The sequence below is a fragment of the Chryseobacterium oryzae genome, from assembly GCF_022811665.1.
GTDB classification, from domain to species: Bacteria; Bacteroidota; Bacteroidia; order Flavobacteriales; family Weeksellaceae; genus Chryseobacterium; species Chryseobacterium oryzae.
Genome location: NZ_CP094529.1, coordinates 724,069 through 740,970 on the forward strand (window position 1 = coordinate 724,069; position 16,902 = coordinate 740,970).

Here is a 16,902-nt window from a genome sequence, read left to right on the forward strand (position 1 = left end):
TATTTTAGACCAACCAGAAAAAAATTCAGCAACCCAATTTTATTTAAAAGCCATTTAAAAGGTATTTTGCTTTCCACAAAAAAATTATCTTTGCCGTGTAATCTTAAAAATATGGAAAAAAGCAGATATCCGAAATTTATTTTTGATTGGGTAGGAGGGTTAATTCTTTTTGCAGGATATATTCTAGGCAGTATGATAGTAGGTTTTGCTGTTTTGGCAGCAAAGTTCTTTTTCAAAATAGATGTTTCGCAGAAACCTTGGTTTTTAATGATGGGAAATGCTTTGGTTTTCCCTTTGATTATTGCTTTTTTTGATTTTTTTGTGGTTAGACCTTCAACGAAAATGAAGCTGAATTTTAATTTTTCAACAACAAATTTTTCTACCTATCTGCTTATTTTTCCGATGATGTTTGGGATGATGCTTATTGGTGAATTTACAACTTCACTTATTCCTACAACAGGTGCTTTTTTTGGAGATTTTTATCAGTTTTTCGAAAATCTGATGAAGAGCGTAGTCGAAGATCCGGCAGTTATGATTATCACGACTGTATTTATGGCGCCCATTTTCGAAGAAATTATTTTCAGGGGAATCATTCAGAAAGGAATGATTAATAATGGAGTAAAACCTTGGAAAGCTATTGTGATTTCATCATTTTTATTTGGTCTTATCCATGGCAATCCATGGCAATTTATTGGTGGAATGCTGTTAGGGACAGTTTTAGGATTGGTGTATTATAAAACAAAATCGCTCCTTTTGCCTATGCTTTTGCACGGATTTAACAATTTGTGCTCATCATTGCTTATCTTTTTTATTCAAAAAGAAAGTTTTGCAGAAGTTTTTCATTTGCCTGAATGGATGATTTTACTGATTGGTATTTTCATATTTTCTGTATTCTTCTTTTTGTTTACAAGAAAATATAGAGTGCATTACGCCGAGGCATAATTATTTCAGTAAAAATATTTAAAATAAAAAAACAGAGCTTAAAATAATAAGCTCTGTTGATGTATATTGTATCAATAAATATTACTCCGGTTTGTAAGAATCTTTTAAAGTAACAGTTCTGTTGAAAACAAATTGCGTATCTGTAGAGTCTTGATCTTTAGTGAAATAGCCAATTCTTTGGAATTGAAGAGGTTCTCCAACTGCCACATCTTTTAAACTCGGCTCTGCAAACCCCTGAATGGTGGTTACCGATTCCGGATTGATAAAATTAAGGAAGTCTACATCTTTTTCAGCATCAGGCTGTTCTACAGTAAACAATTTATCGTAATTTCTCACTTCTACAGGGATAGCGTGTTTTGCAGAAACCCAATGGATAGTTCCTTTTACTTTTCTCAAACTTTCTTCTGTGCCGCTCCCAGACTTAGATTTTTCATCGTAAGTGGCATAAATAGTTGTGATATTTCCGTTTTCGTCTTTTTCTACTCTCTCTCCTTTAATGATATAAGCAGATTTTAAACGGACTTCACCGCCTAATTTTAATCTGAAAAACTTATTATTCGCTTCTTCTTTAAAGTCTTCACGCTCGATGTACAATTCCTTAGAGAAAGGAATTTCTCTTGTTCCCGCATTCTCCTGTTCAGGATTATTTTCTGTTTCCAGCCATTCTTCCTGTCCTTCAGGATAGTTTTCAATGATTAATTTTATGGGATCCACTACTGTCATTACACGTTTTGCGATTTTGTTTAAATCTTCACGAACGCAGAATTCCAATAACTGAAGTTCTATTAAATTTTCTCTTTTGGCAACTCCCACTTTATCAATAAAATTTCTGATAGAAGTTGGTGTGAAGCCTTTTCTCCTCATTCCGGAAATGGTAGGCATTCTCGGATCGTCCCATCCGTTCACTACATTTTCAGCAATTAATCTTTGCAGTTTTCTTTTGGAAGTAATCATGTAAGAAACGTTCATCCTTGCAAATTCTCTCTGCTTGTTTTTCACTTTTCCTTCTTCGTAAACCTGATCCAAATACCAGTTGTAAAGAGGTCTGTGATTTTCGAACTCCAAAGAACATAAAGAATGCGAAATTTGCTCAATATAATCAGATTCTCCATGTGCCCAGTCGTACATAGGGTATATTTTCCATGCAGTTCCTGTTCTGTGGTGAGGTTTATTCAAAATTCTGTACATAACAGGATCACGCATATTCATATTCGGCGAAACCATATCTATTTTTGCACGCAAAGACATAGAGCCGCTTTCGAATTCTCCGTTTTTCATTCTCTCGAATAAATCTAAAGATTCTTCAACAGGGCGGTTTCTGTATGGTGATTCAATGCCTGGTTCTGTAGGATTTTTTCTTTGTTCGGTAATGATTTCAGATGGCTGTTCATCCACATACGCTTTTCCTTCTTTTATGAGCTGAACGGCCCAGTCGTAAAGTTGCTGGAAGTAATCGGATGCATACAAGACTTTGTCCCATTTAAATCCTAACCATTCAACGTCTTTCATAATAGAATCTACAAATTCCTGTTCTTCTTTTTCAGGGTTTGTATCGTCGAAACGAAGGTTTACGGGTGCATTGTATTTTTCTCCCAAACCAAAATTGATGCAGATGGCTTTAGTATGACCAACGTGCAGATAACCATTTGGTTCGGGTGGAAATCGGAAACGGATCTCTTCTTGTTTAAGACCATTTGTCAAATCATCTTCTATAATTTGCTCAATAAAATTGAGTGATTTTTTTTCTTCTTCCATTAAATTCACTTTAGTAATCGCAATAAGCGAGAATTTGCAAATTTAGTAAATTTAGATGTGCAAAAAAAGTAAAGATTTTTTCATATAAAATTCACCAAGTTTGGATGTTTTTCCCGATATTAGCAGAACCGATTTAACTAAATATTAACTGTCGATATGAAAAAGTTCAAAAAGAAATTTTCTGAGTTTTTAGACTACATCAAAAAAGCAATTTTTGTGGATGGAGTAGTTTAACTAGTTGTAATAATACCGTTTTCGAAGAAAAGTTTGTCGCCTTGTAATTGTAAGGTGCTGGGGAAATTATTTGTAAATAAATTGCCTGTACCTAATCCTTGCGGCATATTGCTTTTCTTCGTGAATGTGTATTGAGAAATTGCATTCAGCCCAATATTACTTTCTAAAGCGGAGGTAATCCACCAACCTATATTGTGTTTTTCTGCAAGCGAAATCCACTCATCAGAACCGGAAAATCCACCAATTAATGCAGGTTTTAGAATAATATATTGCGGACGAATTATTTCCAGAAGCTCCTGTTTCTTTTGAATATCTAAAATTCCTATCAGTTCTTCGTCCAGTGCAATAGGTGTTTCCGTATTACTGCATAATTCTGCTATATCTTTCCAATTTCCAGCTTTTATAGGCTGTTCTATGGAATGAATTTCTAGATTGGCTAATTGTTTCAATACTGTTTTAGCTTCTTCTTTATTAAAACCACCATTGGCGTCCACACGGAGCTCAAGTTGATTTTTAGAAAATTTCTCTCTTAATTTTTGAAGAATTGTATGTTCAGATTTCCAGGCGACACCTATTTTCAGTTTGATGCAGTGGAAGCCACCTTGCAGTTTTTCACGAATTTGTTCTTCCATATAATCTGCATCTCCCATCCAGATAAGTCCGTTGATGGTAATAGCCGATTTTCCTTCTGTAAATTCGCTGGGAAAATATACGTTTTCGCTATGTTTTAAATTAAGCATTGCCTGTTCGTAACCAAACCAAATAGAAGGGTAGTTTTTTAAATGCTCTTTTAAAATTTCAGGTTTCTGCTGAATATTCTCACAAAGCCACTGTAATTTTTCTTCATAGTCGGGTTGGTCATCAAAACTTAATCCTCTGAAAACGGCACATTCGCCAATTCCTTTTTTTTGATTGTCGGAAATTTCGAGAATAAAGGTTTCTTTATCAAGCAAAACGCCACGAGATGTTCCACTCGGGCGTTTGAAGTTTAATAGATGTCTGTAATATTTTGCTGTCATTACTTAACGCTGTCTATTCTCATGAATTCTTCTGCTTTTTCTACCATTTCTACAGAACCACAGAAAAAAGGTATTCTTTGGTGAAGTTCTGTAGGTTCAACTTCCAGAATTCTTCGGAATCCGTCTGAAGCTTTAGCACCCGCCTGTTCTGCCAAAAATGCCATCGGATTGCATTCGTATAATAAACGAAGTTTTCCATTAGGTGCCTGAGAATAAGATGGATAGATGTAAATTCCGCCTTTCAGCATATTTCTGTGGAAATCTGCCACCAAAGAGCCAATATATCGCGATGTATACGGTCTGTCTCCTTCTTCCATTTGGCAGTATTTCAAATAATTCTTTACTCCCTGAGGAAATTTAATGTAGTTTCCTTCGTTAATAGAATAGATTTTTCCGGTTTTAGGAAAAGTCATATTCGGGTGAGAAAGATAGTAAGTTCCTAAAGAAGGATCTAATGTAAAGCCGTTTACTCCGTTTCCGGTAGTATAAACAATCATGGTAGAAGAACCATAAATAACGTATCCTGCCGCAATCTGATTGATTCCCTTTTGTAAGAAATCTTCAATCTGAACGGGAGTTCCTGGCTCTGTTACTCTTCTGTAAATAGAGAAAATAGTTCCCACAGATACATTTACATCAATATTGGAGGATCCGTCTAAAGGATCTATGAGAACAACATATTTGCTTAGATGTCCGTTTTCGCCACATTTAATATCGATGAAGTCATCATTTTCTTCAGAAGCAATTCCGCACACAACTTCTCTTTGAGATAATGCGGTAATGAAAATATCATTGGCAATTACATCTAATTTCTGCTGTTCTTCACCTTGTATGTTTTCATTTCCTGCTTTCCCGATAATATCTGCAATTCCTGCTTTGTTTACTTCACGGTTTACCACTTTAGAAGCTAGTCTTATTGCACTCAGAAGTCGAGAAAATTCTCCCGTAGAATACTGGAAGTCATCCTGTTTATCAATAAGAAATTCCCCTAAGGTCTGTAATGGCTGCTCTGACATGTTTTCCTTTTTTTACGATTTCTCCAAATTTCGTAAAAATAATTACATTTGAAACAAAAAATTAACAAAAGACTTAATTTGTTAATTATTAGATATTTACAGGTGGGTTTTATCTTGAGCTTATCATTTTTTAAGAAACTCTGTATGCAGATTCTATGTTAAGAAATGGTGAAATTTAAAGATTTATCAATTTTAATAAAATCTTAAGGTGGTGTCTGTAAGAAGGTATTTCATATCTCGGCGTAAATTTATAATTTTGTGACCCGTAAAAAACTGTCGTTCATTTTTTTCTAACAATTTTATTTCTAAGTATTTAATGAAAATTTTTAAGTTTGGTGGAGCGTCTGTAAAAGATGCTGAAAGTGTAAAAAACGTATCTATGGTTCTTGAAAGCCAAGGCTTTGAAAAATGTCTTCTTGTAATTTCTGCAATGGGCAAAACAACCAATGAGCTGGAAAAAGTTGTTGAGCTTTACTTCAGTAAACAGAACTACCAAACCGAAATTGAAAAAATAAAACGAAAACATATTGAAATTGCTGAAGGATTATTCCCTCAAAATCATGCTGTTTTTGCGGAAATAAACCTGTTTTTTGACGATATAGATTCTTTCTTAAGAAGAAATAAGTCTCCTAATTATAATTTTGTTTACGATCAGGTAGTAAGTTGTGGTGAAATGATTTCTACAAAGATTGTAAGTGAGTATCTTAATGAAATTCAGTTTAAAAACCAGTGGCTGGATGCAAGAGATTACATTAAAACCGATAACTCATACAGAGACGGTATTGTAAACTGGGAGAAAACGGAAGAATTTATTGCTCATTTAAGCAAAGATATATGTTATGTTACTCAGGGATTTATTGGGTCTGATGAAAACAATTTTACTGTAACTTTGGGGAGGGAAGGTTCAGATTATTCTGCTGCAATCTTCGCTTATTGCCTTAATGCCGAAGCAATGACGATTTGGAAGGATGTTCCGGGAGTAATGACCGGAGATCCAAGAAAATTTGATGATGTTGCCTTACTTTCTAATATTTCTTACGAAGAGGCAATAGAAATGGCTTATTACGGAGCAAGCGTAATTCATCCTAAAACTTTACAGCCATTAAAACAAAAAAATATTCCTTTTTATGTGAAGTCTTTTGTAGATCCGTCTAAAGAAGGTACTAAAGTTGGAATTTCAGATAAAAATCAGAATGAAGAATCTTATATCCTGAAAGAAGGACAGATTTTACTGAAAATTTCTACAAGAGATTTTTCATTTATTGCCGAAGATCATATGTCTTTGATTTTTAATAATCTGGCTAAATATAAAATTAAAGTTTCTCTCATGCAGAACTCTGCGATATCATTAGAATTATGCCTTGAAGATAAATTTAATAATATAGATGAACTTAATGAAGAGCTTCAGAAAATTTTCAAAACAGATGTTGTAAAAAATGTATCTTTATTTACGGTAAGAAATGCAAAAAAAGATAACATCGACAAATTTTACCAAGGAAAAAACGTATTATTGGAGCAAATAGCAAAAAATACGTTACAAATGGTAACACAATAAAACTAATTTCGACTAAACACACATGAGCTTAATCTCGAAAAATGATTTAATACAAGCTTCCGGTCTAAGTAAAATAGGTTTTCTGAAAAATCCTGTCGCTTCTGCCGTAATGCGTATTACCAAGATAAATGAAGTTAACAGACTTTACGATAAACTGAAAGATAAAGAGGGAAAAGACTTTTTCGATTCTTTTGTGCGTGAGAGAAATTTAAGCTACATCGCTTTTGAGGAAGATTTGGCAAAAATACCAAAAACAGGACCTTTCATATTAGTTTCTAATCATCCGCTGGGTGCAATAGATGGTATTCTGATGTGTAAAATTCTGTCGGAAATTCGTCCGGATTTTAAAGTAATGGGAAATTTTCTTTTGGAGAAGATAAAGCCAATGGAGCCTTATGTAATTCCCGTAAATCCTTTTGAGGGAAGAAAGGAGATCAGAAACAGTGCTTCAGGGATGCGAGAAACTCTTAAACATCTGGAGAATGGTGGTTGTGTAGGCATTTTCCCGGCAGGAGAAGTTTCTAATAAAAATAATCCTTATGGTGAAATTTTAGATAAAAATTGGGAAAAACCGGCATTAAAACTTATAAGGATGGCAAAAGTACCTGTAGTTCCTATGTATTTCCATGCCAAGAACAGTAGCTTATTTTATCAGATTGCTAAGATTCATCCCAATTTACAGACTCTTATGTTGCCTTCAGAAATGATGAACGACAGAGAAAAGCCCATCAGAATCCGTATAGGTCGTCCTATCTCTGTGAAGGTTATGGATGAAATGGAAAGTATTGAAGAATTGGGAGAGTTTTTAAAGACCAAAGTCTATATGATGAAGTCTTATTATGAAAAAAGAAAATCTTTAGCCCAGTCTATTAATCTTAAAAATTTGTCGTTAAAATTTCCTCTTTTAAAGGAAGAAAACATTGTACAGAATATTATAGATGAAACTCCTAAAGAAGACATTCTGAAAGATATCTCTAAACTGAGAGGAACAGACAGAATGCTTTTCACTAACGGAAACTACGAAATTTACTTTACACCTTACGACGAAATTCCTTCGGTAATGAGGGAAATCGGAAGACAAAGGGAACTTACTTTCAGAGCCGTAGGAGAGGGCAGTAATTTACCGTTCGATTTAGACGAATATGATCAACACTATCATCATCTTTTTCTGTGGGATAACTCAGCTGAGAAATTGGCCGGAGCGTACCGTATGGCACTCGGCAGAGATGTAATGAAAAAATTCGGAATAAAAGGGTTTTACACGAGTTCTTTATTTGAGTTTGAACAGGATATTCATCCTTTCTTCAAAAAAGTTATAGAAATGGGAAGAGCTTATATAAGTGAAGAATATCAGCAGAAACCGCTTCCTTTATTTCTTCTTTGGCGCGGCATTGTGCATGTTTGCTTAAGAAACCCGGATCATAAATTTTTAATGGGCGGAGTAAGTATCTCCAATAAATTTTCGGAGTTTTCTAAATCTCTCATGATAGAGTTTATGCGGTCCAATTATTATGATTCTGCGGTGGCACAATACATTACTCCTAAAAACGATTTTAAAGTAAGGCTGAGAGATAGAGATAAACATCTTTTTCTTAATGAAATGAATGCAGATCTTAATAAGCTGGATAAGTTTATTGATGATCTTGAACCAGAGCTCAGAATGCCTGTTTTAATAAAAAAATACATTAAGCAGAATGCAAAGGTTATTGCCTTTAATGTAGATCCTAATTTCAATGATGCAATAGATGGATTGATGTATATTCGCATCAGCGATCTTCCCGAAAGTACCATAAAGCCTGTTTTGGAAGAGATGAGCGAGCATATAAGAAAAGAACAGGAAAATAATCAGACTGAAAATCAGTAAGTTTTTGTTTTTGCTGAAAAAACTTCGCTTAATATTTGCTTCATATAGCAAAACTTACTACTTTTGCAACACTTTAAAACAAAGAAGTAAGGTTTCTTAGCTCAGTTGGTAGAGCAACGGACTGAAAATCCGTGTGTCCCTGGTTCGATCCCTGGAGAAACCACTTTTAAAACCGCCTGTTAAAGGGCGGTTTTAATTTCAGAGTTTTAATTGGTTTCTTAGCTCAGTTGGTAGAGCAACGGACTGAAAATCCGTGTGTCCCTGGTTCGATCCCTGGAGAAACCACTTTCAAAATATTTTAAAAACAACCTTCATTAAATTATGAAGGTTGTTTTGTTTTGAATAATAATAAAATAAAATCAATCAAACGTTTGATTTTATGAAATTAAAATGTAACTTTGCGCCCGCAAAACATTAAAGTTTATGATTTCAAAAGAAGAAAATATTTTATTTGCTGCCGAAAAACTCTTTGCTGAAAAGGGTTTTGAAGGAACTTCTACCAGAGAAATATCCAAAGCTGCGAATGTTAATATCTCGATGATCTCTTATTATTTCGGTTCTAAAGAAAAGCTTTATGAGAAACTCGTGGAATACAGAACCAATGAAGGACAGTTTTTTGCCAAAGATATTTTAGAAAGAACGGATATTAATGAATGGGAAAAAATGATGATTATTGTAGATAAGTTTTCCAGCAGAATACGCGAGCATAAATGTTTCTACAGAATAATGCAGCGCGAGCAGCTTTATAGTGAAAATTTGAAAATTGTAAAATATTTAAAAAATACAAAACTTATTTTCCTGAACATTTATTCTAAAATTTTAGAAAAAGGGATAAGCAACGGTATTTTCAAAAAAAATCCACCTCTTTATCTTTTACATTCTACCATTAGTGGAACCTTGTTTTATGCCTCCAATTCTAAAGAAATGTACAAAGAATTTCTTAAAAATGAGGAGCCGGATGAGGTTTTCAATCAACATTACTACAAAGAACTTACACAACACATTAAACATATTTTAAAAGACCTTTTAGGTTATGAAGAAAATAAATAACTCCGCTATTGCTCTATTGTTTTTTGGAGCAGTGCATTTTTTCCACGCGCAGGAAGTTAAACAGCTGAGTCTGGATGAAGCCGTACAGCTTGGTATATCTAACAGCAAAAGTCTAAAAATAGATGCTGCGAAAATAGAAGAAGCAACTGCAGATCTTTTGGAAGCTAAAAACAGGCAATTGCCGGAACTTAAGGTTTCAGGAAGCTATATGTATCTCCCTTTAAAGCCAACCATTGATCTGAAAATACCAGGTGTTTCTGCTGCAGGCGGACCGGAAGTTCATCAGGTTGCTTTTGGTTCTGCAAATCTTAGTATTCCTGTTTACAGTGGAGGAAGAATTAAATACGGAATTCAATCTGCTAAATATTTGGTGGAGGCCTCTAAATTGAGTTCAGAAAATGACAAAATTGCGATTGCATACAATGTCGCTCAGGCATATAATAATCTGTTTAAAGCTAATCAGGCAATTAAAGTTTTAGAGGAAAATCTTACCGCATCACAAAAAAGAGACGAAACATTTCTGAAACTTGAAAATAATGGTGTCATTGCAAGAAACGACCGTTTAAAAGCTAATCTTCAGACTTCTAATATTGAACTTCAACTTCTGGAAGCTAAAAACAATTACAATATTGCTAATATAAATATGGATTTGCTTTTAGGACTACCAGAAACTACAGAACTGAAAGTTGATGAAAATTATATTGATGAGAATTCAGATTTAAAACCTGTATCATATTATCTTTCTGAGGCACAGCAAAACCGTAAAGATCTTCAGGCTATCGACCAACAGAGAAAAGCCGCCGAACTCGGAACTAAAGCTGCTAAAGCTGAAAATCTTCCATCAATAGCACTAACCGGAGGTTACATCGCAGCAGATATTCCGAAATTTCTCACAGTATATAATGCTATAAATTTTGGAGTGGGAATTTCTTATAATCTGTCTAATATTTGGAAGAAAAACTCTTCTCTTCAACAATCGAAAGCAAGAGAAATGCAGCTATCTGCCACAAATGAGTTATTAAACGATAATATTAAACTGGAAGTTAATAAAGAATATCAGAATTCAGATTATTCTAAAAAAAGAATCTCAGTTTTCGAAAAGTCTGCAGAACAGGCAAATGAAAATTACAGAATTACTAAAAACAAATATGATAACGGTCTTGCAACCATGACTGAACTCTTGGATGCAGATGCTGCACAGATTGCTGCCAATGTTGGAGTTATAAATGCTAAAGCAGATGCTGCACTTGCTTACAGAAAACTTTTACAGACTACAGGAACTTTAACAATCAAATAATAATTAAAACAAAGAATATCATCCAAAATGGAAAATAATAATACACAAAACGCACAGCCGAAAAAGAAAAAAAGTTTGGTTTTTCCAATTATTTTAGCTGTCGTTGTCATCGGTGGCGGAATTTTCGGTTACAGATCATACAGTTACAGCCAATATCATGAAGAAACCGATGATGCACAGATTGCATCGAATATGAGCCCTGTAATATCTAAAATTTCAGGCTATGTTTCAGAAATTAAAGTAAAAGACAATCAATTTGTAAAAAAAGGAGATACTTTGGTTATTCTGGATAATAAAGATCAGAAAATGGCTCTTGAACAAGCTGTTGCCGCGTTAGGAACTGCCAAAAGTAATATTTCTTCTGCACAGTCTGCTACCAATGCAACTTCTCAGAATATCAGCAGTTCTGAAGCTGCCGTAAAAACGGCGAATGCTCAAATTGAAGCTGCCAAAGTAAACGTTTGGAAAACATCTCAGGATTTGAAAAGATATGAAATTTTAGTAAAAGATCATTCCATAACACAACAGCAATACGAGCAGGCTTTAGCTGCCAAACAATCTGCAGACAAGCAGTTACAAGTATTAGTAGATCAGAAAAACCAGATTGCACAGCAAACCAATATAGCTTCTTCACAAACAGCGGCAAGTTCTCAGCAAATTTCGGTTGCAGGTTCTGTAGCTAAACAAAGAGAAGTAGATGTGGAAAACGCAAAACTCAATCTTTCTTATACAGTAATTTTAGCTCCTGAAGATGGTTTTGTGGGTAAAGTTCCCATTCAGAGAGGGCAATTTTTACAGGCAGGTTCTCAACTTTTTTCTTTGGTGAAAAACGATCAGAAATGGGTAATTGCCAACTTTAAAGAAACTCAGGTTTCAAAAATGGTGGAAGGACAAAAAGTAAAAATTGAAATTGATGCTTTTCCTGATCAGGATTTTGAAGGTAAAGTAAGTTCATTTTCTCCGGCAACAGGATCAACATTTTCCATTCTGCCTCCGGATAATGCAAGTGGAAACTTTGTAAAAGTAGTTCAGAGACTTCCTGTGAAAATAGATTTTGTAAATCTCGATAAATCTATCGCTCATAAATTGAGAACCGGAATGAACGTGAAAGCAGAAGTTTCTCTTAAATAATTAATATTAAAGGATTAAGAGGTTGAATTTAAAGTTTCAGATTTTCAGATTTCTCAATCTCTATGTTTTTTAATAAACTAAAAATAATATGCAAGATTCATTAGTAGAATATGGTGCAAGAAGGGTAATTATTACAATTACTGCCATTCTCTGTGCTTTGCTGGAAATCGTAGATTCTACGATTGTGAATGTCGCTCTTAATGAGATGAAGGGTAATCTTGGAGCTACACTTTCTGAGGTTGGATGGGTAATTACAGCCTATGCAATCGGAAATGTAATCATCGTTCCTATGACGAGCTGGCTTTCGCAGCAATTTGGAAGACGAAATTATTTTGCAGCATCCATTATTATATTTACTTTATTCTCCTTTTTATGCGGAAACGCAACCAATATCTGGGAACTGGTATTTTTCAGGTTGATGCAGGGAATTGGTGGCGGAGCTTTACTGGTAACCTCACAAACAATAATTACAGAGTCTTATCCCGTTGAAAAACGAAGTATGGCTCAGGCAATTTACGGTTTGGGAGTAATTATCGGTCCTACTTTAGGTCCGCCTTTGGGAGGGTATATTGTAGATAATTACAGTTGGCCTTATATTTTTTACATTAATATTCCAATTGGGATTGCAGCTACTTTAATGACACTTCAATTCGTGAAAAGTCCAAAATTTTCAGAGAAAAGAAAAGTTTCTGATGTAGATTGGTTAGGAATTGCCCTGTTAGCATTAACGGTAGGTTCATTACAGTTTATTTTAGAAAGGGGTCATGAAGAAGATTGGTTCGAAAGTGGTGTAATTGTAACATTTACCGCAACAGCTGTTTTAGGATTTATACTGTTTCTCTGGAGAGAACTTACCTTTAAATACCCCATTGTAGAACTTCGGGTTTTAAAGAATGGAAATTTAAGGATAGGAACCGTAATGTCATTTGTTTTAGGATTTGGGTTGTACGGATCTACATTTATAGTCCCTTTGTATACTCAAAGTATTTTGGGTTGGACGGCTCTACAATCTGGTGCATTAATGATTCCTGCAGCATTAACAACTGCATTTATGATGCCTATCATTGGTAAGTTATTATCAAGAGGAGCAAAACAGCAGATTTTGGTATCTTTAGGATTATTTATATTTTTCGTTTACAGTTTTTGGGGGTACAAAATCCTTACACCGGATACAAGTAAAGATGCATTCTTTTGGATGCTTATTGTGAGAGGAATGGGATTAGGACTGCTTTTTATACCTATAACCTCACTATCTTTAAGCACTTTAAAAGGTCAGGAAATAGGGCAGGGCGCAGCTTTTACAGGTATGATGAGGCAATTGGGAGGATCTTTTGGGATTGCGGCAATTACAACATTTATTGCCAACGCCAGCCAAAAGTATAGGATTAATTTAATAAGCCATCTCGATTCTAATGATTTTGATGTACAGCAAAGAATACAAGGATTAAAAGCGAGTTTTATTGCTAAAGGAATGACTCCTGATGCAGCATTGAATGCAGCTTACAAAATTCTGGATCTTAATGTCACAAAACAGGCAACAGTATTATCTTATATGGATGTATTTCTCTATTTGGGAATTGCTTTCCTAGTCTGTATCCCTTTTATTCTTTTCATTAGAGAAAGAAAAAGTAAAGAAAAAATAGATTTAAGTGAAGCATTACACTAAAAATAAAAACCTTTGAAATTTTTCAGAGGTTTTTTTTATGGAAAATAAGTGTTTTAGAGTTTGTAGTTGATGATATTTTTTTTCCAACCAAATAGAAATTATCTTATTTAGACTATCCTTCAACCCTTTTAAATAAAGGGTTGAATTACCTTTTTCCTTTCTAGTTTACAGTTTTACTATAAAAAACCATTTTGATAATCTGTTATTTAGCTTAAATATTAAAAATATTCTTAGTAAGAATTTGCAGATTGCTAAAAAAGCTATATATTTGCAACCACAATAATCGAAGATAGCTTTTTCCAAGAATATTGTTAAAGATCCGGTAGTTCAGCTGGTTAGAATGCCGCCCTGTCACGGCGGAGGTCGCGGGTTCGAGTCCCGTCCGGATCGCTTAAGTTTTTACAATTTTAACTTTAAAAAAATTGATCCGGTAGTTCAGCTGGTTAGAATGCCGCCCTGTCACGGCGGAGGTCGCGGGTTCGAGTCCCGTCCGGATCGCAAGCAGAAATGTAAATTATTACAAAACCCTTTAAATCCTGAGATTTGAAGGGTTTTTATTTTTGTTAAAATAGTTTGTAAATAAATTTTTTTTATTTTAAACTCAAGTACAGATTAATTATTTCATTAAAAAAATGAAATAAAATTTATAAAATTGTTATAGGATAAAATTTTATATAATTCCCATATCCTTGCAAATAACAATCATTTCGATATTGTTTTTTGCACCGAGAATTTCTCGCAATTCGCTTAATCGTTTTTCGATTGAACTTTTACTGTGTGGCTGTATTTTATTCTCTTTAAAATGTTTTTCTATGTCAGTTTGCTTTTGTCCTTTTGTAAGAAGATGCAGTAAGGTTAAGTCGTAATCCGTAAAGTTGAATGAATAATTGCGGATTGTATTAAGAATTTCCAAAGGAATTACTGTTTCACCTCCGAATACTTTTTTCATCGTGTTTCTCAGTTCTTTTCCATCGTTTCTGCCTTTGCTCACGAAACCATCTATATGGTGTGTTTTAAAAAGATCATCAATTATTTTGGGCTTATTTTCTATTGATAAAACAATGATCTTTAATTCAGGCTGAATTTCTCTTGCCTTATGTATTAATTCTTGTCCGGAACGAATATTTTGTTGAAGATAATCTGCATCGAAAGATAAATCGGTAATGAGCAAATCATAAGGATATTCTTCTTCTAAAGCAGTCTGTAATTTCTCTACAGCCTCATCACAATAACTTACAAATTCAAAATTTTGAATATGCATATCAGTTAATGTGTTGATAACTCCGAGGTTTCTTATTTCGTGATCTTCTGCAATTAAAATTTTTTTAAACATACTTCAAATGTGTTGGAATGGTAATTTGTATTATTAATCCACCATTCGGATTTTTTTCAAAAATAATATCTCCACGCATTACTTCAATACGGTTTTCCGTATTTCGAATTCCGGTTCCCTTTTTATTTTCTAAATTGTGTATGCCTACGCCGTTATCAGTGTATTTTATGGTAATATTTTTTTTATTTTTTTCGAATTTTAGAGAGGCTAAAGTTGCTTTGCTGTGCTTTTTCATGTTAACCAGAATTTCTCTGATGATATAATACAGCTCCGACTGTACATTATCTGATATGTTTTCCCAAATGTCTTTTTGGTAACCCACCGCCAAAATTCTTTGATTTTGAGATGAATAAGAATTTATCATCATACTGAATCGGGAATAAAAATCTTTTTCCGGAATTCTGTTATGTGCAATATCTCTAGATTCTTCATACATTTTTTCGATGCGGTTAAGAATTTTTTCTTTATCTAAGTCAGGTTGGTTTTCGATTTCAATCATGGTATGATAAAGTCCGTTTGCAACCACATCATGTACTTTTTTAGAATATTTCAGTTCTGTATTTTTTATTTCTAAAAGTTTTTCCTGCTGAAGTCTTTGCTGCCTTTTTGTAAACCATAAAACCAACACGATTAAAATCGTAATGATCACCCCCATTATAATATATTGCTTAATGATATGGTTTTGTCTTTCAGTGCTTTCAGCTTTTGCGGCTAGTAAGCTTGTTTTATTTTTTTCAGTTTCGTAACGAATCATCGCAAACTGATTTTTAGCTTTATTTCTCGCTGTCTGAACGCTGTCGCTAAGATTTTGATAAATCTTAAAATATTTTTTTGAATTCTGAAGATTGTCTAAAGGAATTAATTTTTGTAGTGCTTCCATTTGATCATCGGGACTTTGTAATTCTTTGGCGACTACATACATTTTGTGGGCATAAAATAATGCAGAATCGGGCTCTTTTTCAGTATAGTAATCTGAAAGATGGGCATAAGTGGAGTTGAGTCCCCAATTGTCTTTTTCGTTTAATCTTATTTTTAAAGCTTTCTGATACTCCGGAACAGGATTGTAGTTTGGATTTTCCAGATATTTTGCCAGAGCAAGATTATCCAATATTCTAGAAGAAGAATTGCTGTTTTCGGAAGCTTTTGGTAAACTAGAACTCAGTATTTCTATGGCTGTCTTATAATTTTTATTTCTTCTGTAGTTATTGGCAAGATTAGTGGTATAAATATTTTTATTGATAGAATCTTGAGAGAAAGAAATCGCTTTTTTATAAAACTCTATAGCCTTTTTATAATCTTTTAGTTTGCTTGAAAGCATTCCTAAAGTGTTGTAATTTATAGATAAATAGGTGTGGTTAAGCGTATTATTTTCGTTGAGATATTTTAATGCACTTAATCCTGTTTCTTGGCTTCCGAAATAATCACCTTTTGTTTCTTGTATTATGGCAAGATTTGCCAAGCATTTCCCTATACCAAAACTGTCTTTTTGTTGAAAAAAAACATCTTTTGCTTTATAAAAATATAAAAAGGAGCTGTCGGTTTTTCCTTCTTCCTTATAATCAAAAGCTTTTTCATAAAAAGCATTGGTTTCTTTTTTTTCTTTGGGAGAATTTTTTGAACAGGATATTATTAATAGACAAAGAAATAATAAAAGTGGAAAATTTTTCAAGGACTTTAGTTTTGTCTAAATTATAAAAAAATAGCGAAAGAATGAACTTTCGCTATGTGTAGATTTTTTATTCTCCAGTTTTTCTTGGCGGAATAGGATGTCCGTCCTCTCCTCCCGTTCCTCCTGGGTTAGGCGGAGTAATAATTGTTGTTGTTCCTCCTTCATCACCTAGATTTGAGGTGTTATTATTAGAGTTTGTAGGATTAGAAATTAATCCCATTAATATTAAAATAAATTGTAACATAACTTTAAAAATTTAAAAATTGCATAAGTGTTATTCCTCACAAAACAGATTGTGAGCATTTACCACATTTTTGAAAAAAGAAGCGCTTCTTAAATTTTTGGGAAGTAAACCTTCAAAAACGGAAGAG

General features: G+C 33.8%; 13 protein-coding genes and 4 tRNA genes. 11 read left to right on the top strand and 6 right to left on the bottom strand.

From position 1 onward, the window contains the following. Nucleotides 1–111 precede the first annotated feature (111 nt). Entirely contained in the window at nt 112–942 is an 831-nt protein-coding gene (locus MTP08_RS03355) for a CPBP family intramembrane glutamic endopeptidase (protein WP_243577045.1), read from the top strand. 81 nt (nt 943–1,023) lie between these two features. Here MTP08_RS03355 and MTP08_RS03360 read toward each other — a convergent pair whose 3' ends face one another. The 3 genes from MTP08_RS03360 to fbp all read right to left on the bottom strand — a co-directional run bounded on the left by MTP08_RS03360 (nt 1,024) and on the right by fbp (nt 4,966). Continuing rightward, on the bottom strand, nt 1,024–2,697 hold the full coding sequence (locus MTP08_RS03360) for a glutamine--tRNA ligase/YqeY domain fusion protein (protein ID WP_243577046.1): 1,674 nt from the start codon (nt 2,695–2,697) through the stop codon (nt 1,024–1,026). Nucleotides 2,698–2,927: 230 nt separating this feature from the next. Continuing rightward, nucleotides 2,928–3,950 (bottom strand): o-succinylbenzoate synthase, encoded by a 1,023-nt coding sequence (locus MTP08_RS03365; RefSeq protein WP_243577047.1) that lies wholly within the window; start codon nt 3,948–3,950, stop codon nt 2,928–2,930. Then, nucleotides 3,950–4,966: a class 1 fructose-bisphosphatase gene (fbp, locus tag MTP08_RS03370; protein WP_243577048.1), complete on the bottom strand. Its 1,017-nt coding sequence runs from the start codon at nt 4,964–4,966 to the stop codon at nt 3,950–3,952. Before fbp ends, MTP08_RS03365 begins: the two co-directional genes overlap by 1 nt. Nucleotides 4,967–5,282: 316 nt before the next feature. On the opposite strand from fbp, the gene MTP08_RS03375 reads away from it, so the two are divergent. The 10 genes from MTP08_RS03375 to MTP08_RS03420 all read left to right on the top strand — a co-directional run bounded on the left by MTP08_RS03375 (nt 5,283) and on the right by MTP08_RS03420 (nt 14,027). After that, on the top strand, nt 5,283–6,521 hold the full coding sequence (locus MTP08_RS03375) for an aspartate kinase (protein ID WP_243577049.1): 1,239 nt from the start codon (nt 5,283–5,285) through the stop codon (nt 6,519–6,521). Between the two features lie 22 nt (nt 6,522–6,543). Next, the gene (locus MTP08_RS03380; RefSeq protein ID WP_243577050.1) at nt 6,544–8,385 is read left to right on the top strand and encodes a lysophospholipid acyltransferase family protein; all 1,842 of its coding nucleotides are present in this window, start codon (nt 6,544–6,546) and stop codon (nt 8,383–8,385) included. A 90-nt stretch (nt 8,386–8,475) separates the two neighbouring features. Next, a tRNA-Phe gene (locus tag MTP08_RS03385) sits at nt 8,476–8,548 on the top strand. A 49-nt stretch (nt 8,549–8,597) separates the two neighbouring features. Beyond that, a tRNA-Phe gene (locus tag MTP08_RS03390) sits at nt 8,598–8,670 on the top strand. A gap of 138 nt (nt 8,671–8,808) precedes the next feature. Then, nucleotides 8,809–9,435, top strand: a complete 627-nt coding sequence (locus MTP08_RS03395) for a TetR/AcrR family transcriptional regulator (RefSeq protein WP_243577051.1) — start codon at nt 8,809–8,811, stop codon at nt 9,433–9,435. Further along, nucleotides 9,419–10,732, top strand: coding sequence for a TolC family protein (locus MTP08_RS03400; RefSeq protein ID WP_243577052.1), 1,314 nt, complete (start codon nt 9,419–9,421; stop codon nt 10,730–10,732). The genes MTP08_RS03395 and MTP08_RS03400 overlap by 17 nt, the downstream gene beginning before the upstream one ends. A gap of 27 nt (nt 10,733–10,759) precedes the next feature. Continuing rightward, nucleotides 10,760–11,863 carry an HlyD family secretion protein gene (locus tag MTP08_RS03405; protein WP_209390415.1) on the top strand — a complete coding sequence of 368 codons (1,104 nt, stop codon included), beginning with the start codon at nt 10,760–10,762 and terminating at the stop codon, nt 11,861–11,863. Nucleotides 11,864–11,951: 88 nt separating this feature from the next. Next, entirely contained in the window at nt 11,952–13,529 is a 1,578-nt protein-coding gene (locus MTP08_RS03410) for a DHA2 family efflux MFS transporter permease subunit (protein WP_243577053.1), read from the top strand. A 316-nt stretch (nt 13,530–13,845) separates the two neighbouring features. After that, a tRNA-Asp gene (locus MTP08_RS03415) sits at nt 13,846–13,919 on the top strand. Between the two features lie 34 nt (nt 13,920–13,953). Beyond that, nucleotides 13,954–14,027, top strand: a tRNA-Asp gene (locus tag MTP08_RS03420). A gap of 172 nt (nt 14,028–14,199) precedes the next feature. Here MTP08_RS03420 and MTP08_RS03425 read toward each other — a convergent pair. The 3 genes from MTP08_RS03425 to MTP08_RS03435 form a co-directional block, all read right to left on the bottom strand. Beyond that, entirely contained in the window at nt 14,200–14,862 is a 663-nt protein-coding gene (locus MTP08_RS03425; RefSeq protein ID WP_243577054.1) for a response regulator, read from the bottom strand. Continuing rightward, nucleotides 14,855–16,531 (bottom strand): tetratricopeptide repeat-containing sensor histidine kinase, encoded by a 1,677-nt coding sequence (locus MTP08_RS03430; protein WP_243577055.1) that lies wholly within the window; start codon nt 16,529–16,531, stop codon nt 14,855–14,857. Before MTP08_RS03430 ends, MTP08_RS03425 begins: the two co-directional genes overlap by 8 nt. Before the next feature lie 67 nt (nt 16,532–16,598). After that, a complete protein-coding gene (locus MTP08_RS03435) occupies nt 16,599–16,775 on the bottom strand; it encodes a hypothetical protein (RefSeq protein ID WP_243577056.1) in 177 nt (58 codons plus the stop codon). Between the last annotated feature and the right edge of the window lie 127 nt (nt 16,776–16,902).